Source organism: Rathayibacter sp. AY1C1 (assembly GCF_002932105.1).
In the GTDB taxonomy this organism is placed as follows: domain Bacteria; phylum Actinomycetota; class Actinomycetes; order Actinomycetales; family Microbacteriaceae; genus Rathayibacter.
Map to the genome: position 1 here is coordinate 12,776 of NZ_PSWH01000033.1, position 17,055 is coordinate 29,830.

Genomic DNA, 17,055 nt, shown 5'->3' on the forward strand with positions numbered 1-17,055 from the left:
CCGTCGGGGGAACCCGGTGTAGCGGGTCCCCTCGACGGCCCGGGGCCCCTCGGCGGCAGGGAGGGGGGAGGGAGCGTGCGGAGGGGGTGCTCAGGAGGAGACGCGCGCGCCCTCGCGCAGGCCCTCCTCCTTGGCCTGCTGCACCAGGGCGGCGATGCGGCGGCGCGAGCGCGAGCGCCCGGCGAGCAGCGCCGCGAGGATGAGGCCGACCCCGAGGATCACGAGCAGCTGCGGGACCGGCACGGCGGCGACCGTGATCGACTTCGTCACGGGAGCGGTGGCGACCGGCTCCTGATCGGCGGCGGCGACGGTCGGTGCGATGGTCAGGTCGGCGCCGACCCCGAAGAGGGGCCAGATGCCGTCGAGCTGCACCGAGACGCTGCGCCGGTCGCCGGGCAGCAGCTCCTGCTGGGGCGCGTCGGCCGCGACGACGGGGGCGGTGGCGCCCTGGGCGCTCGCCGTGCCGTCGAGCAGCAGGCGCACGTTGCCAGTGTTCACCACGTCGGCGACGAGCGAGAGGGAGCCGGGCTGGAACGGGTTCCAGGAGAGGCGGTAGTCGCTGGCCAGATCCTCGACGGAGAAGGAGGGGGTCACCTCGCCGGTCACGCGGGTCATCACGCGGAAGCCGATGCGGCTCTCCACTCCGACGTTCGCACCTCCCGCCTCGGTGCCCTGCGAGAGCACGGAGGCGGCGATGCCGGCGGCGTGGTCGCCGGGGGTGGCGTTGTCGGGGACCGTCACGGTGAACGGCACCACGCCGCTGCTGCCCGGATCGACGGTCACGGTCTCGGGGGCGGAGATCCACAGCCCGGCGTCGACCGACTCCTGGTCCGAGTTGAGCATGTTGAAGCGGCCGGTGTCGGTGAAGTAGCCGTCGGCGCTGGTGATGCTGAAGGTCACGGGCTGGTCGCTGAGGTTCCGCACGACCGCCTCGTCCGAGGCGCTCGCGCCGGGGGCGAGCTCGAGCTCGACCCACGCGCGCTTGTCGGGGACGCCGTCGGTGGAGGGGCTGACAGCCCAGGTGATAGCTCCGTCGGCCGCGACGGCCGCCGGAGCGACCCCCACGCCGAGGAGGGCGACGATCAGCGCGAGCAGCGCGGGGAGGAACGGGCGGCGGGGAGCGGCGGAGCGGCGCGGAGCAGTCATCAGAACCTCATGGTCGCACGGGGGAAGCACGACGCGGCCGGGCGGGCGGGCCCGGCCGCGTCGGCCGTGGTGGGATCGCGGCCGAGGGAGTGCGTCCCCCGGCCGCGACGGGTCACTCGAAGAGCGACAGGGTGATGGTGGACGAGTACGCGCCGGCGTCCACGTTCACGGGGGTGCGGAGGAAGAGGTCGGCGTCGGCGCTCCAGGAGCCCTCGGGGTTGACCTGCTGGGAGTTGCTGGCGACGATCGCGAGCAGCTCCTTGCCCTTCAGGCCGACGCCGTTGACGCCGCCGTCGATGGCGGTGCCGACCTCATCGCCCGCGGCGACCTCGCCGAGGTCTCCACCGTCGACCAGGTCCGGGGTCCAGCCGAGGTTCTCGGCGCCGATGGTCGAGCCGTCGGCCGACGTGAAGTCGCTCGCCGTGCCGATGACGTACCACGCGGAGTCGGGGGAGACGTCCGCGGCGTCACGGGTGTCGGTGACCGTGACGGTGGGCAGGGTGCCGGTGAACTGGCGGCGGACGTTGTCCGAGCCGGTCTCGGTCAGCGTCGTCGAGTCCGCGGCGACGGTCATCGAGAGGGCGCCGGTCCCGGGGAGGTCGGCGATCTCGACGTTGATGTCGACGTCGTCGTTGCCGTAGTTGACCTCGGCGGCGAACGCCGTTCCGGCGACTCCGAGCAGGAGGACGCCTCCGGCCAGTCCAGCGGCTCCGCGGATCAGAAGGGATCGGGTGTTCATGTCGGGTGTTCTCCGTTCTCCGGCCGGCGTCGTCGCCGGCTCGATCTCAATGGGTGTGGGTCGTGCCCGCGGATCAGCTGCAGCTGGCCGCGGAGTAGGGGGCGGTCGCGGAGGCCGTGGCCGGCTTCCCGCTGATGAACGCGGTCGCCGTGGCGGTCGCGGATCCGTCGGTCACGCTCGTCGCCCGGGTGGTGAAGGCGGCCGAGACGGTGGCGCCGGGAGCGACGTCGGCGAAGCTCTTGGAGCCCCACGTCGTGCCGATCACGATCTTCGCGGCGAAGGCGTTCGGGTTCGTGGCGGTCGCGGTGACGACGATCTTCCCGGCGGCGCAGCGCGTCGTGGAGGTCGTGGTCACGGCGATCGCGGGTGCCGAGTCGGTCACGGGACCGACGGAGGCGGAGGCCGTCGCCGGCGTCCACTGCGGCTTCGCGGCGGTCACGGCCACCGAGATCGTCGCTCCGCGGTCGGCGGCGGTGAGCGTGTAGCTCGACGCCGTCGCCCCGCTGATCGCGGTCCCGCCGCGCTTCCACTGGAAGCCGGTCGCCGTCCACGGGGAGGAGGCGGAGGCGGTCAGCGTGCTGCCCACCGTCGCCTTCCCCGTGATCGAGGCCGCGAGCGGCGCGGTGTCGACGATCGTCTGCGCCGCGACGCTCGTGAGGGTCGGGACGACCTTCTGCATGAGACCGGTCGTCTTGTCGAAGGTCACCCGGTCGATCGTCGTCTCGCGGTGCTGGCCGTCTCCGCCGGGGATGGCGAAGCGGTGGTAGGCGATGTACCAGTCGTCCGTGCCGGGCACGTTGACGATCGAGTTGTGGCCCGTGGCGAGGATGCCCTGCGAGGTGTCCTTCTCGAGGACCACGCCGCGGTAGGTCCACGGTCCGTCGACGCTCGTCGAGGTGGCGTAGCCGACCTTGTAGTTCTCCGAGCCGGTGTCGTCGATCGAGTAGGTGAGGTGGTACAGACCGTCGCGGTAGTTCAGGAACGCACCCTCGCGGAAGTCGGTCAGACCGCTGATCTTCTTGATCGTGCCGGTCTTGATCGAGAGCATGTCGTCGGACAGCTCCCCGTAGAGCGGGTCGCCGTTGCCCCAGAAGAGGTAGCTCTTGCCGGTCTTCGGGTCGGTGAACGCGGCGGGGTCGATCGCCTGGCCGGACCGCACGGACTCGCCGTTGGTGATCATCGCGGTCGGCTGCGCCGTGAACGGGCCCATCGGGCTGTCCGAGACGGCGACTCCGATCGTCTTGCGGTTCAGCGAGGAGTTCTCGCCGGAGAAGTAGAAGTAGTACTTCCCGTTCTTCTCGATGATCGTCGGCGCCCAGGCGTTGCCGGTCGCCCACGGCACGTTGCCGTTCGCGCCGTCGAGCGTCAGGAAGGGCTGCTCCGAGCGGGTCCAGTCGATGAGGTTCTTCGAGGACCAGGCGTAGAAGGTCTTGCCGCCCCAGCCGGCGAAGCCGTCCGAGGTCGCGTACAGGTAGTAGGTGTCGCCGAAGACCGCGATGTTCGGGTCGGCGTTCAGGCCTGCGAGGACGGGGGACTTCATGACGACGGCCTTCAGGGTCCAGGTGGTCGCGGTGCCGCCGGCGGCGGGCGTGAGCACGACCGTCTGCGGGGTGGAGAGGTCGCGGACGGTGCCGGAGGCGGGGCTCGCCGTGACGCCGGCCGCGGTGGAGAAGGTCGGGGTGAGCTTCGTCAGGTCGGTCCCCGGCTTCACCGGGAAGGTGACCGTCCTGCTCGCCGAGTCGACGATCGGGGCCGTCTTCAGGACGTCGCCGCTGAGCGACAGGTCGACCAGGGCCGACGTGTTGCCGGAGGCGGCGAGCACCTCGGAGGCGCTGAGGGCCCGGTTGTAGACCGAGAACTCGCGGATCTGGCCGCGGAAGCGGTTGTCGGCGTCGTAGTTCGAGCGCCCGATGTAGTTCGCCGAGGTGGAGCCGCCGCCGATGTCCTTCGGGTCGGTCGTGACGGTGCCGCTGGCGACCTTCACTCCGTCGAGGTAGATCGTGCCGGTGGTGCCGGAGATCGTGTACGTCAGGTGCGCCCAGGTGCCGCGGGGGAGGGCCGAGCCGCCGGCGACGGTCTGCTCGGTGGTGTAGTTCCCGGTCGCGATGCTGGTGCGGTAGTTGTTGCCCGAGGTGAAGAGGTAGCCGTCGCCGGCGCCGTTCGTGGTGTTGCCCAGGCCGTAGAGGAAGTAGGCGCCGCCCTGCGCGGGGTCGATCCAGACGTCGGACTGGATGGTGAGGTCCGTCACTCCGGCGAGCAGGTCGTTCGGCAGCTTGACGTAGTCGTCGGTGCCGTCGAGCTGCAGGGCGCCGTCCTTCCAGGTGCCACCCGAGGGCAGCGTGCCGTTCTGGTTGTTGCCCGAGCTGTCGCGCACCGTGGTGCCCGAGCCGCCGTCGAAGGTGTAGCGGAGGATCTCGCCGGCCGCGTTGACCGGCTTCGCGGCGGGGCCGGTGCTGCTGGTGCCGTAGGCGGCCGTCAGGCGCGCCTCCTCAGCGCTCGAGAGGCGGAGCACCGAGCCGTGGCGGAAGGGCTTCGAGAACGAGTACGTGTTCGCGCCGGTGGTGCCGACAGGAAGCGCCGTGAACCGCATGTCCGCGAGGGTGTCGGTGACGTAGGCGGAGTAGCCGAACGAGTCGCCCATGACGACCCAGCGGCCGTCGGGCAGCTGGTAGACGGTGAGGCCCTCGAGGTGGTCGGAGAGGCCGCGGGACTTCTCCTCGCCGAAGCCGATCACGCGGGTCCAGGGGCCGGCGAGACTCGGGGCCTTGTCGACGACCGTGCGCCAGTCGGCGGTGGAGAAGCGGTAGTACGTGTCCCCCTCCTTCGCGATGGTCGTGTCGATGATGCTGCCGCGGCTCCCGCCGCCGGCGGCGGGGTTCTCGTCCAGCCAGACCTTCGGGGTGGAGAAGCCGACGAAGTCGCGCGTGGTCGAGACGTAGACGCGCTGGGCGGAGGCCCCGCCGGTCAGCGTCTTGTCGCGGGCGGCCCAGTAGACGTAGTACTGGCCGGTCGCGTCGTCCCAGATCGCCTCAGGAGCCCAGACGTTGCCCGCGTCGGGGAAGCCGGCGAAGACGATGCTCTGATCGCTCCAGTTCACGAGGTCCGTCGAGCGCCAGACGACGAGGTTCTTGCTCGCGTTGGTCTGGTCCCAGGTGCCGCCGGGAGCGGTGCCCTCGGCGTGCAGGTCGGTGCCGATGATCCAGTACTCGTCGCCGGTGGGGGAGCGCACGAGGTGCGGATCGCGGACGCCGAGGGTGCCGCCGAGGTTGGCGAGCACGGCCTTGTCGTTGTTGAGCTTCGACCAGTGCAGACCGTCGGTGCTGGAGCCGAAGTAGATCTTCTCGTAGTCGGTCGAGGCGAAGTGGGTCCAGAGGTAGCCCGCGTCGTACTCGGTGTCGAGGTCCGCGGGAGCCGCGGTCACCGTGACGGGCAGCTGCCGGGTCGCGGTCGTGCCGGCGATCGTCGCGGTGAGTGTGACGGGCGTGGCGGCGGACCGGCGCTTCACGACTCCGGTCGTGCTGAGCACGGCCGTGTTCGAGGAGGACCAGGCGACGTCGTAGGAGCCGGCCTTCGCGGGCAGCGTCACGTTGCCGCGGACGTCGCCGGAGTTGACGATCGAGAGGGCGTCGAGCGCCTTCTGGGCGTCGGCGTTCACGTCCTTGGCGGGCACGGTGGCGGTGAAGGTGCGGGTGGCCGTGGCCGAGCCGCGGGTGGTCGTGGCGGTCAGCTCGACCGAGGCGACCCCGGTCGCGGGCGGCGTGACGACTCCGCTGGTCGAGACGACCGCGGAGTTGCTCGAGGCCCAGGCGATGGCGGAGCCGTTGGGGCCGGTCGTCGGGAGGGTGAGGTTCGCGGAGACCGAGGAGAGGCTCCCGAGGTCCAGGGCGGCGGAGTCGCGGGAGACGCGCGTGCTGTCCGGGGCCTGGAGGGTCGCGACGTCGGCCGCGCTGAGCGCCGTGCTGTAGACGCGGAAGTCGCGGACCGAGCCGGCGAGGGTCTTGTCCGCCGTGTAGACGGAGCGGCCGATCGCGTTCGCGGTGGTGGTGCCGTTGCCGATCGCGGCGGGAGTGATGGTCACTCCTGTCTGCTGCGCGACCTGGGTGCCGTCGAGGTAGAGGCGTGCGGTGTCGCTCGCGTCGTCGAGCGTGTAGGTGAGGGTCTTCCAGACGCTGCGCGCGAGGTTCGCGTTGGAGTTGACGGTCTGCTCGGTGGTCCAGTTGCCGGTGGCGATCGAGGCCTTGTAGCCGTTGCCCGTCGTGTAGAGGTAGCCGTTCCCGGCGCCGTTCGTCGTGTTGCCGAGGCCCCAGATGAAGTAGGGCGTGCCCTGGTTCGCGTTCACCAGGACCTCGGTGCTGACCGTGATCGAGTTCAGGCCCGCGAGCAGGTCGTCGGGCAGCTTGACGTAGTCGTCGGTCCCGTCGAGGGCGACGCCCGCGGCTCCGCGAGGAGCGGCTCCGTTGACGAGCGTGCCGGTGCGGCCCTTGCCCGAGCTGTCGGCGACGGTCGTGCCGCTCGTCTCGTCGAGCGCGTAGCGCAGGACGAGACTGTCGGAGGGAGCTGCGCTCGCCGACTGGGCCGTCAGAAGGGGGACGGTGAGGGCCACGGCCGTCACGAGGACGAGTGGTCGCAGGAAAGGCTTCATCGCGCTTTGCTCCAGGGTCGGCACCATTGCTGAGGGGAGGGAGTGTGCCGGCTTCGTACGCGGCAATGTTCACGGTAACACTATGTTGACGACAACGTGAAGAGCCTAACCGGATCATTTCCCGACACTCCAGAGGAGAGGCGAACCGGTTCGACGAATCCCGAGTGCATCCTGGAGCGACGCGTACGCCGATGTCCGGTCGGATCAGCCGCGGTCGACGTCGCGCGAACGGCTCAGCGCGCGGTCCATCGCCCTCAGCGTCCGGAAGCCGGCCCGCTCGGCCACGGCCGCGCGAGCCGAGGGCGAGAGCGACGGGCTCGCGGCGAGCAGCGACGCGGCGAGGTGCACGCGCCGCTCGCGGAGGGTCGCGGCCACGGTCGTGCCCCGGCGGTGGAAGGCGCGGTCCAGCGTCGCCCGCGAGACGCGGAGCCGCATCGCGAGAACGCCGGCGGTGAAGTCCGCGTCACCCGCCTCCGCATCGATGACGGCGATCGCGCGGAGGAGGACGCCCTCGAGTCCGTCCTCCGGACGGGCGGGCGGCAGGCTCTGCTTGATCAGGGCCGACGCGGTCGCCTCGAGCGCCCGGCGCAGCTCGCTGAAGCCGGGATCGCCCGCCGCGAGGTCCGCGTTGAGGGTCGCGTTAACGAGGGAGACGAAGGCGCCGCTGTAGCTGTCGGCGGCGAGCAGGGTGCAGGACGGCCCGTCGGACTGTGCGCTCGTGAGGCCGAGCCTGCCCCAGGACGTCCTCAGCGCCAGCCAGGCGGAGTCCTCCTCCGCCCGGAACCGAGCGGAGTCGTCACGTCGGAGGAGGGCGAGCCCGCCGGGCCGCAGACGAGCGGCCTCGAGAGGGCCGTCGACGACGATCTCGCCGGCGACCGGGACGATGAGGTCGACCTCGGCCCGGTCGGGGGCGGGGAGGGGCGGGTCGGTCCGGAGCGTGCCGGGTGTGTGCCAGAGGCGGCTCAGCCGGAAGCCGTCGACGGCGAGCACGTCCCCGGCGAGGTGCAGGGGCGGAGCTCCGTCGCTCGCCCAGCCGAGGCTCCTCAGCCACGCCTCCACGCGGGGACCGCTCAGCTGCAGCGTCTCGACGAGACCGCGCGGGGCGGCCGGCTGCTCGGAAGCGGTCACCGGGCTCCTTCGCAGCGGGGACGGGGTGCGCGGGCGGTGACCACGTTAGGCCGGGGGAGGGGCGCCGAGACGGGGTGGCGCGTTCCTCCTCGGACGAGGCGCCCGTCCTCGGCGGGAGGGCGGAGGCGGCCCTCCTCGCCCGCGGTCCGGCAGGACGCGGGCGGAGAGGGCCGCCGGGCGCGGATCGGCGGCAGTCGGTTCTCGCCTTGATCCAGTGGGGGTTCAGCGCGCCGTCTCCCTGGGCGGTGATCCCGGCCGCATCGGGGCCGGTGCTGGCACCGGAGCCGATCTTGGTCCACGTGTTCTGCGCCGTGCTGTAGTACCAGATGTCGCCGTTCGCCTTCACGGAGACGTTCCCATCCGCTCCCTGACCGTAGGTGCGGACGAACCCGGAGTTCTCCGGAACGGTCGCGAGCCGGGTGCCGTACTGCAGGACCCCGTCCTTGATCCAGTGGATCTCGAACGTCCCGCCCGGCCGCTGGGTCAGTCCGGCGGCGCTCGGCTCGGTGCTGGCTCCGGTGCCGACGAGGTCCCAGACGTTGCCCTGCGGGGTGTACCGCCAGATGTCGCCGTTCGACTTCACGGCGATCGTGCCGCGGGTGCCGAGGCCGTAGACGCGGACGAATCCGGAGTTGGTCGGCACCGTGGCCGCTGCGGTGCCGTACTGCAGGACTCCGTTCTTGATCCAGTGGACGTTCAGGGTCCCGGCCGGGTTCGCGGAGATGCCGGCCGCGCTCGGCTCGGTGCTGGCGCCGGTGCCCAGAAGGGTCCACTCGTCGGCCTGGCGGTTGTACCGCCAGACGTCGCCGTTCGCCTTGATGGAGACGTTCCCGTCCGCGCCCTGACCGTAGGTGCGGACGAATCCGGAGTTGTTCGGAACGGTCGCGAGCGCCTTGCCGTACTGGAGGACTCCGTCCTTGATCCAGTGCGCGTTGTAGGTTCCGTCCGGCTGCTGCGTGAGCCCGGACGTGCTGGGCTCCGTGGAGGCGCCCGTGCCGAGCTTCTGCCAGCCGTCCGACCGCCGGTACTGCCAGATGTCGCCGTTCGCCTTGACGGAGACGTTGCCGTTCACACCCTGCGAGGAGGTGTGGATGAATCCGGAGTTCTCGGGAACAGTGGCGAGGCCCGTGCTGTACTGCAGGTCGCCGGTCTGGCGGACCGGGAACGGGGCGTTCGTCTTCGCCGAGCCGCCGAAGGCGAGGGCCGAGCCGGTCGAGGGGCCGGCGATGACGCTGCCGGCGGGGATGGTGGCGACTCCGTTCGCGTCGGTCACGAAGGTGTCGGTCCCGCTCCCTCCGAAGCGGAAGCCGGGCGGGGTGTTCACCCGCACAGGGACGTTCGCGACGGTGCCGCCGGTGAGGGTCAGCGTGATCGGCGCCGTGTTGGGCATGCACGCGATCATGGTCGGGATGGAGCTGAACACGAGGGTCTGCGTGGCAGAGGCGGCGGCGGCCGGGGTGGCCGTCGCTGCGGCGATCACGGGCAGGGACCAGGTGGCGCCGGCGACGACGGTGCGTCGCCTCAGCGGACCCTGCTCAGCGGGAGAGTTGTCTGAAGTCACAGTGAAGCTCCTCGGTCTGTCTTCTCGCCGGCGGCCTGCTCGGAGGACGGTCGTCGTCCGCTCGGGCGCTTCGGCGGGTACGACGGGCGCCGTACCGCTGGGGAGTCTTCCCGCGGGCGGGCGGTCGGCCCAAGCGCTCGGGGGCAGGTGAGGAGGAAGTGGCGCCGCCGTGAGGAGGGAGTGGTGGGCTCCGGCGCCGTCCCGAGTCGCGATCGCCCTCCTGACCCGGTGATCCCGTCGGTCGCACGCTGCCGCCGGGGCGCCGCCGGCGCGGTGAGCGGGAGCGTCGCCGTCCGCTGTGACCGGTCCGGTGACAAACGGAGCAAGCGCGGGCTGCGAATCACTCCTGTGGTGAGGCGTCAGCGTGCCCGCGAGGAGGGGGCGCCCGATGAGGTCGAGATCGGCCGAGATGTACCGGCGGATGGCCGAGCACTGGAACGGCGTGGAGGCCCGTTCTGGACTGCGGGTCGAGGCGACGGGCTCGCTCGGCTTCGAGATCGCCAGACTGTGGATTCCCGGTGGCTGCGTTCTCGAGCAGAAGCCGCAGTCGCGCTGCCCGCCGGGCGCGCATCTGCTGCTGGTCGTCGAGGGCGGAGGACGCATCCGACAGGACGGACGGATGCTCGAGTGCGGCAGTGGTGATCTGGTGGTCATCGACGCGGAGCCGTGGACCGGGGCGCGCTTCCCCCGCTCGACCGTGATCTACGCCTGGGTGCTCGGCGAGCGGGCGCTGGAGCAGCGCTGGATCACGGAGCGCTTCGGCGAGGTCCTGCCCGTCGCCGGCTGCTTCCTGGCCCCGGCGCGGGCGCTGATGAACGGTCTCCTCGACGGCGACCCCGCTCTGGCGGAGCAGCCCGCCGTCGCCCGGGCGGGCGAGGCCTTCCTGAAGGAGCTGGTCGAGGGCTCCGCACCGCGCAGGCGTCCCCGCGCCGAGGACGTCTACGGGGAGGCCATGGCCCTGATCGAGGAGCGCCACCGCGATCCCGCCTTCACCGCCGCCCGGCTCGCCCGCGAGCTCCTGGTGTCGGAGCTGACGCTGGCTCGCGCGTTCTCCTTCCTCGGGCGGACGGCCGACGACGAGCTCGAGCGGCGCCGGGCGGGCACCCTCCTGCTCCTGATCGGCGGGCGGTCCCTGGCGACGGCCGACTTCGCGCGCTCGGCCGAGGAGGCGGGCTTCGCCTCCGAGGGGAGCGCTCGCCGCGCGCTGTGGCGGCTCTCCCAGCGCCGCTGACCGCGACGGTCCCCGTGGCCGTCCTCCCGGTCCGGCGACGGCGTGCGGCCGGATTCCGAGCGCGAGGCGCGGAGGCCTGGGAGATCCGTGCGAACGTCCGGCGGTGATCGACAGATGAGGGATTCTGTTCGTTCGACGCGGAGGGGGCGGGAGATGGGGGCCGCAGAGGAGCGGATGCAGGCGTTCGCTCGCGCAGGGGACGAGCGCGGGACGGGCGCTCCCGGTCTGCGGATGGACGCAGCGGATGGACCGGGACTCGCGCTGACGCGGGTGTGGGGGCCGAACGGGCTCAGGGTCGCCCTCTCGCCGTCGGTCGACAGGGCGGACAGGCCGGTGGGCGTTCACATCTCCCTGATCGTCGAGGGCGGGGGCGAGGTCGTCCTCGACGAGGGCGTGCTCGAGGCGACGCCGAACAGCGTCCTGCTCCTCGACGCCAGGGTCCCGGTGCGCATCGACTACCGGCGGCCCACCCTCTCGTACACCTGGAGCTTCGACGCCGCCGTGCTCGAGCACCGGTGGGTCCGCGAGCGGATCAACGAGGTCGTGCCGGTGCGCGAGTCGGTCTGGACGCCTGCCCGTGCCCTCGCCAACAGTCTGATCGAGGGCGATCCGGCCGTGCTCGGGGCCGCCGGCGTGAGGCGGGCGAGCGAACTGCTGCTGGAGGGGATCGTCGAGCACAGCGCTCCGCGGGTCCGGACCCGGAGCGCCGACCAGGTCTACGCGGAGGCGATCCCGGTGATCGAGGCGCGCCACCGCGACCCGGCGTTCTCCGCTGCGGTGCTCGCCCGGGAGCTGCTCGTCTGCCCCCGCATGCTCGCGCAGGCTTTCGCGTTCCTCGGCCGCACGCCGGCGGAGGAGATCGAGACGCGCCGGGCGGGCACCCTCCGGCGCCGGATCGGCCTGCGGCGGCGGGGCCCTGCCGACTTCGCCCGCCTCGCCGAGGAGTGCGGCTACGCCACCCGCGAGCAGGCCGCGCTGACGCTCAGCCGCTCCGCCTCCTGAGGCCGGCGGAGCGCCCCGGACACGACGGCGCCCCCTCGTCCGCGGAGGGACGAGGGGGCGCCGGGGGAGATCGGGCGGGAGCCCGGTCAGGTCTTGCTGCGGGCCATGACGGCGCGCTGGAGGAGGACGAAGACCAGGAGGATGCCTCCGGTGATGATCGTGGTCGCCTCCGGCGGGATGCCGCCGTCGCGGGTGATCAGGACGTTCATCAGTCCGAGCACCAAGGCGCCGACCACCGAGCCGAGCACGAAGCCGACGCCGCCGGTGAGCAGCGTGCCGCCGATGACGGTCGCCGCGATGGCGTCGAGCTCCCAGCCGGTGCCCGTGATGTTCTGCGCGCTGCCGAGGCGGGCGGTGTAGACCACACCGGCGAGACCGGCGAGCGTGCCGCTGATGATGTAGATGAACAGCTTGGTCCGCACGACCGGGAGGCCCATCAGGGCCGCCGACTGCTCGGAGCCGCCCATCGCGTAGACCGTGCGGCCGAGGCGGGTGCGGTGGAGCACGAAGAACGCGCCGGCCACGACGAGGATCGCGATGATCACGCCGGGGCTGATGACGAAGTCGTTGACCTTGGGGCCGTCGATCAGCTTGATCGGCGTGGCCAGGCTCAGCACGGCCGAGTCCTCGGGGAGGCGCTCCGGGACGGTGCTCAGCATGGAGGCGAGACCGCGGGCCAGGAACATCATCGCGAGCGTCGCGATGAACGGCTGCACGTTGAAGTACTGGATCAGGATGCCGGAGATCACGCCGAACAGGGCGCCGATCACGACCATCAGGACCATCACGAGCCAGGGGTTCCAGCCGGCGTTGATCAGGAGCACGCCGCTCACGCTGCTGAACGCGATCACCGCGCCGACCGAGAGGTCGATGCCGCCGGTGAGGATCACGAAGGTGAGGCCCACGGCGAGGATGATCAGGTGCGCGTTGTTGACCAGCAGGTTCGAGATCGTGCTCGCCTGCAGGATCCGGCCGTAGGCGGCCTCGCCGTAGACGATCATCCCGAAGAAGATGATCAGCGCGGCCAGGGTGGGCAGCTTGTCCAGGTGCTGGCTCAGCCAGCCGCGCGCCCCGGAGGTGCGCTTGGTGCTCGCCGGAGGGGCGGAGCGGGTCATCACGGCACTCATGCGGGGATCGCCTCTTTCTGCGGGACGCTGCGGCGCGCCTCGCGACGGGACTTGAAGGCGGAGCGGACGCGCTCGGACTGCAGGAGGCAGAGCGCGACGATGACGATCGCCTTGAAGGCGGGCGTCGCGGAGGACGAGACTCCGAGGAACACGACGGTCTTGTCGAGGGTGGCGATCAGGATCGCGCCCACGGCGGCACCGGTGATGTTGAACTTGCCGCCGGCGAGCGAGGTGCCGCCGATGACGACCGCGAGGATCGCGTCGAGCTCGAGCTGGTAGCCGGTGCGCGAGACGTCGACCGTCATCACGCTCGCCGTGGCGAACACGCCCGCGACTCCGGCGAGGATGCCGCTGCCGATGTAGGCGGTCATCAGCAGGCCCCGGCGGTTGATGCCCGCGAGGCGGGCCGCCTTCGGGTCCATGCCGATGGCCTCGATCATCAGGCCGAGGGCGCTGCGGCGCACCAGGACTCCGACGACCACGACGATGGCGATGGCGAGGAGGAACACGACCGGGAGCCCGAAGACGTACCCGTTCGCGAGCCAGCGGAAGGGCTCGTTGGTGGCGGCGGTGTTCTGGCCGCCGGTGATGACCTTCGCCAGGCCGCGGCCCGCGAGCATCACGACCAGCGTGCTGATGAAGGGCTGGAGGCCCACCACCGAGACCAGGACGCCGTTCACGGCTCCGAGCACGGCGGCCACGAGGAGGGCGACCGCGAAGGCTCCCGCTGCCGCGCCGAGCGAGTCGGGCGCTCCCGCGGAGTTGAGGAACTCCATCGAGACGGCGCCGGCGACGACCATGATCGAGCCGACCGAGAGGTCGATGCCCCCGGTCGCGACGACCAGGCACATGCCGACGGCGATCATCAGGATCGGAGCGGCGGCGCGGGCGATGTCGATGACGTTGCCGACGAGGTAGCCGGTGGTGGGGCTGACCGAGACGGCCAGGTAGCCCGGGTCCTTGACGACGTTGACGAGGAGGAGCAGGGCGATCGCCACGACTCCCCAGAAGTACTGGCGGCGGATGATCCCGCCGAGGACGGATCCCCGGGCGGGTCGGGTGTCGCTGCTCATGATGCGGCCTCCTGCGTGGCGCTCTCGAGGACGACGACGTCCTCGTCGACGACTCCCTCTGCGGCGATGGTAGTGACGATCGACTCCGCAGTGACAGCGGGACCGTTGAGGATCTCCGCGATCACGCGGTGGTCCTTCAGGACGATGATGCGGTCGCTGAGGCGGACGACCTCGTCGAGCTCGGACGAGATGAAGACCACGGCGACGCCCTCGCCTGCGAGGGCGACGACCTTCTCCTGGATCTCGGCCTTCGCCCCGACGTCGATGCCGCGGGTCGGCTCGTCGAGGATGAGGATCTCGGGGGCGGTGGCGAGCCAGCGGCCGAGGAGGACCTTCTGCTGGTTGCCGCCGGAGAGCTTGCTGATCGGGCGGTCGGGGTCGGCCGGGCGCACGTTGAGCTCGACGAGGTACTTGCCGACGATCTCGTCCTTCTCCTTCTTGGAGAGGGGGCGGGCCCAGCCGCGCTTGGCCTGCACGCCGAGGATGAGGTTCTCGCGGACCGAGAGGTCGCGGATGATGCCCTCGTCGCGGCGGTTCTCGCTCGAGAACGCGATCTTGTGGGCGAGACCGGCGGTCGGCGTCGGGACGTCGATCTTCTTGCCGTGCATCGTGATCTCGCCGGTGTCGGGCTTGTCGACGCCGTAGATCAGGCGCGCGAGCTCGGTGCGGCCGGAGCCGAGGAGCCCGGCGAAGCCGACGACCTCGCCGCGGTGCAGCGTCAGGTCGGTGCTCTCGATGGAGCCCTTCTTGCCGATGCCCTTCGCGGTGTAGAGCGGGGCGTCGCGGTAGAGGTGGTCCTGGCTCTCGCGCTCGGAGTCGAGGGAGCGCAGCGCCGCGATGTCCTTGCCGATCATCTTCGAGATCAGCGAGGTGCGGTCGAGCTCGTGGGTCAGGTACTCGCCGACGAAGGTGCCGTTGCGCAGCACCGTCAGGCGGTCGCTGATCGCGTAGACCTGGTCGAGGAAGTGCGAGACGAAGAGGATCGCGACGCCCTCCGCACGGAGGCGGCGGATGACGACGAAGAGGTTCTCGACCTCGTTCGCGTCCAGGCTCGAGGTCGGCTCGTCGAGGATGAGCACCTTGGAGTCGCTCACCGTCGAGCGGCTGATCGCGACCAGCTGCTGCATCGCGATCGAGAGCGAGGCGAGCGACTGGCGAGTGTTGAGGTGGCCGAGGCCGAGCTTCTCGAGCGCGACCTTCGCGGCCTGGTGCGTGGCCTTCCAGTTGATGCCGAAGGGTCCGCGGACCTCGTAGCCGAGCATCACGTTCTCTCCGATGGAGAGGTTCGTGACCAGGTTGACCTCCTGGTACACGGTGGAGATGCCCGCGGCCTGCGAGTCGGCGGTGCCGGTCAGGCGACGGGTCTCCCCGTCGATCACGATGTCTCCGCTGTCGATGCGGTAGACGCCGGTGAGGGCCTTGATGAGCGTGGACTTGCCGGCGCCGTTCTCACCCATGAGGGTGTGGACCTCGCCCGGGAACAGGCGGAAGTCGACGCCGTCGAGGGCTTTCACGCCGGGGAAGCTGATCGAGATGTTCTTCATCTCGACGATCGGAGGCGAACCTGTCATGTCGCGTCGTTCCGTTCTCGAGCGGGGCGCAGCCGAACAGGTGCGCCGAAGGGTCGGAGCGACCGGGGCCGGCGGAGAGCCGGCCCCGGTCGCTCCGGGGGAGTGGTGCCGCGTCGAGGACGACGCCGGGCGACCGGTGGTGCTGAGCGACTAGAACTTGCGGTCGGGCAGCGCGGTGGTGGCGGCCTCGGGCGAGTCGAAGGTCTCGCTCGGGACGACGATCGAGGACTCGACCGTCTCGCCGGCCAGGGTCTTCTCGACCGCGTCGAGGGCGGTCTCGCCGAACAGCGGGTTGTACTCGGCGACGAAGCTCAGCTCGCCGTCGGCCAGCGCCTGCAGGGCGTTCTTGGTGCCGTCGATCGTGGCGATCTTGACGTCGGTGCCGGGGGTGAGGCCGGCCTCCTGGACGGCCTGGACGGCGCCGAGGCCCATCTCGTCGTTCTGTGCGAAGACCAGCTGGACGTCGTTGTTGTTCGACTTCAGGACGGTCTCGAAGACGCTCTTGGCCTCTTCGGTGGACCAGTTCGCGGTCTGCGCGCCGATCTTGGTGAACTTCGAGTCGGCGCCGATGACCTCGTCCCAGCCCTCGTTGCGCTCGTTGACGACCGAGACGCCCGCGGGGCCCTCGAGCGTGAAGTACTTCGCGCCGCTCGGGAAGGTGGTCTTGGCCCAGTCGGCGACCGAGGTGCTGACCGCGATGTTGTCCGGCGCGATGCGGGTCACGTAGAGGTCGGTGTTGTCCGGCTCGATGCCGCGGTCGATCAGGATGACCGGGATCTCGGCCTCCTGGGCGCGCTCGAGCGAGTCCTCCCAGCCGGAGCCCTCCGTGGCGGAGAGCAGGATGATGTCGACGCCCTCGTCCACGAAGGAGGTGAAGGAGTCGATCTGCGACTTCTGGTCTCCGTTGGTGGCGGGTGCGTACTTCAGGTCGAAGCCGGCGTCCTTGGTGAACGTGTCCTCGATGTTGGTCTCGTTCGCCTGGCGCCACGCGCCCTCGGGGCCGACGGCCACGAAGCCGACGGTGGTGAGGTCACCGCTCGAGCCGGAGCCCGAATCGGTGCCGGAACCGCCCGAGCAGCCCGCGAGTCCGAACGCGAGTGCGCCGACTGCTGCGAAACCCAGGAACTGGCCGATACGCCTCGTCTTGGACATAGATCTCCTCCTTGAGATCGCGGGCACGAAGAGAGTGCCCGAGATGGTGGACCCCGAAGGGCCTCGAATGCGGGCCTAGCGGCCCGAGGTGCGGTGAGTGCAGGATGTGCAGTGGGCGCCGGCCGAAGCAGCGCCGCGTCGAAATGTTACCGTGAACAATTCTTGTGACGCAACAGCACGGCGGTGCGCTTCGGTAACGATCCGGTCGCGGGGCCCGCAGGGCCCGATGGCAACCCTCTCCCCGGGGCTCAGGGCCGGGAGTAGCTTCCCTGGCCATGAAGCTCCCTCGATCGCGCTCCGTCCCCGCGTCGGCCGCTGCGGCGGCCCTCGTGCTCGCGCTCTGCGGATGCTCCGCGGACGGCACGGCGGCCCGCCGCGCGGCCGACGCCTTCCTCTCCGCGCTCGCCGACGGCGACGGCGCCGCGGCGTGCGCGCTGCTCACCGGCTCCGCCCGCGAGGCCGTGGAGGACCGGGAGGGCGACTGCCCCGGCGGCGTGCTGGAGCTCGGGATCGCGGAAGACGGAGCAGGGGACGCCGAGGTCTACGGCCGGGCGGCGATCGTGCGCTCCGGCGGCACCGCGGTGTTCCTCACTCCGGGCGACGACGGCTGGCTGGTGCGCGCGGCGGGGTGCACGCCGGTGGCGGATGCGCCCTTCGACTGCGTCCTGGACGGGAGCTGACGT

The 17,055-nt window shown here is 71.1% G+C and carries 11 protein-coding genes; 3 read left to right on the plus strand and 8 right to left on the minus strand.

From position 1 onward, the window contains the following. Positions 1-90: 90 nt before the first annotated feature. From C5C71_RS14070 to C5C71_RS14085, 4 genes are all read right to left on the minus strand, one after another. Positions 91-1,146, minus strand: a complete 1,056-nt coding sequence (locus C5C71_RS14070) for a WxL protein peptidoglycan domain-containing protein (protein WP_104337907.1) — start codon at positions 1,144-1,146, stop codon at positions 91-93. Between the two features lie 112 nt (positions 1,147-1,258). After that, positions 1,259-1,885, minus strand: coding sequence for a hypothetical protein (locus C5C71_RS14075; protein ID WP_104337908.1), 627 nt, complete (start codon positions 1,883-1,885; stop codon positions 1,259-1,261). 73 nt (positions 1,886-1,958) lie between these two features. After that, entirely contained in the window at positions 1,959-6,527 is a 4,569-nt protein-coding gene (locus C5C71_RS14080) for a family 43 glycosylhydrolase (RefSeq protein WP_181065719.1), read from the minus strand. A 796-nt stretch (positions 6,528-7,323) separates the two neighbouring features. Further along, entirely contained in the window at positions 7,324-9,216 is a 1,893-nt protein-coding gene (locus C5C71_RS14085) for a hypothetical protein (protein ID WP_104337910.1), read from the minus strand. A 388-nt stretch (positions 9,217-9,604) separates the two neighbouring features. Here C5C71_RS14085 and C5C71_RS14090 point away from each other — a divergent pair, with 388 nt between their 5' ends. Together C5C71_RS14090 and C5C71_RS14095 are read left to right on the plus strand one after the other, a co-directional pair. After that, entirely contained in the window at positions 9,605-10,447 is an 843-nt protein-coding gene (locus C5C71_RS14090; protein ID WP_146084474.1) for a hypothetical protein, read from the plus strand. 333 nt (positions 10,448-10,780) lie between these two features. Then, complete coding sequence (locus tag C5C71_RS14095) at positions 10,781-11,449, plus strand: hypothetical protein (RefSeq protein WP_146084475.1); 669 nt, start codon at positions 10,781-10,783, stop codon at positions 11,447-11,449. 86 nt (positions 11,450-11,535) lie between these two features. Here the strand turns inward: C5C71_RS14095 and C5C71_RS14100 are convergent, their stop codons facing one another. The 4 genes from C5C71_RS14100 to C5C71_RS14115 all read right to left on the minus strand — a co-directional run bounded on the left by C5C71_RS14100 (position 11,536) and on the right by C5C71_RS14115 (position 16,372). Beyond that, positions 11,536-12,576 (minus strand): sugar ABC transporter permease, encoded by a 1,041-nt coding sequence (locus tag C5C71_RS14100; RefSeq protein WP_104337913.1) that lies wholly within the window; start codon positions 12,574-12,576, stop codon positions 11,536-11,538. Then, the gene (locus C5C71_RS14105) at positions 12,573-13,649 is read right to left on the minus strand and encodes an ABC transporter permease (protein WP_104238658.1); all 1,077 of its coding nucleotides are present in this window, start codon (positions 13,647-13,649) and stop codon (positions 12,573-12,575) included. The genes C5C71_RS14100 and C5C71_RS14105 overlap by 4 nt, the downstream gene beginning before the upstream one ends. Next, a complete protein-coding gene (locus tag C5C71_RS14110) occupies positions 13,646-15,220 on the minus strand; it encodes a sugar ABC transporter ATP-binding protein (RefSeq protein ID WP_104222393.1) in 1,575 nt (524 codons plus the stop codon). The genes C5C71_RS14105 and C5C71_RS14110 overlap by 4 nt, the downstream gene beginning before the upstream one ends. A gap of 150 nt (positions 15,221-15,370) precedes the next feature. Continuing rightward, positions 15,371-16,372: an ABC transporter substrate-binding protein gene (locus C5C71_RS14115; protein ID WP_104222394.1), complete on the minus strand. Its 1,002-nt coding sequence runs from the start codon at positions 16,370-16,372 to the stop codon at positions 15,371-15,373. Between the two features lie 275 nt (positions 16,373-16,647). Here C5C71_RS14115 and C5C71_RS14120 point away from each other — a divergent pair, with 275 nt between their 5' ends. After that, positions 16,648-17,052 carry a hypothetical protein gene (locus C5C71_RS14120; RefSeq protein WP_104337914.1) on the plus strand — a complete coding sequence of 135 codons (405 nt, stop codon included), beginning with the start codon at positions 16,648-16,650 and terminating at the stop codon, positions 17,050-17,052. Positions 17,053-17,055: the final 3 nt, after the last annotated feature.

Coding starts and splice junctions, on each gene's coding strand:
- C5C71_RS14070 (WP_104337907.1), bottom strand. CDS start 1,146: ATGACTGCTCCGCGCCGCTCCGCCGCTCCCCGCCGCCCGTTCCTCCCC.
- C5C71_RS14075 (WP_104337908.1), bottom strand. CDS start 1,885: ATGAACACCCGATCCCTTCTGATCCGCGGAGCCGCTGGACTGGCCGGA.
- C5C71_RS14080 (WP_181065719.1), bottom strand. CDS start 6,527: ATGAAGCCTTTCCTGCGACCACTCGTCCTCGTGACGGCCGTGGCCCTC.
- C5C71_RS14090 (WP_146084474.1), top strand. CDS start 9,605: ATGAGGTCGAGATCGGCCGAGATGTACCGGCGGATGGCCGAGCACTGG.
- C5C71_RS14100 (WP_104337913.1), bottom strand. CDS start 12,576: ATGAGTGCCGTGATGACCCGCTCCGCCCCTCCGGCGAGCACCAAGCGC.
- C5C71_RS14105 (WP_104238658.1), bottom strand. CDS start 13,649: ATGAGCAGCGACACCCGACCCGCCCGGGGATCCGTCCTCGGCGGGATC.
- C5C71_RS14110 (WP_104222393.1), bottom strand. CDS start 15,220: ATGACAGGTTCGCCTCCGATCGTCGAGATGAAGAACATCTCGATCAGC.
- C5C71_RS14115 (WP_104222394.1), bottom strand. CDS start 16,372: ATGTCCAAGACGAGGCGTATCGGCCAGTTCCTGGGTTTCGCAGCAGTC.
- C5C71_RS14120 (WP_104337914.1), top strand. CDS start 16,648: ATGAAGCTCCCTCGATCGCGCTCCGTCCCCGCGTCGGCCGCTGCGGCG.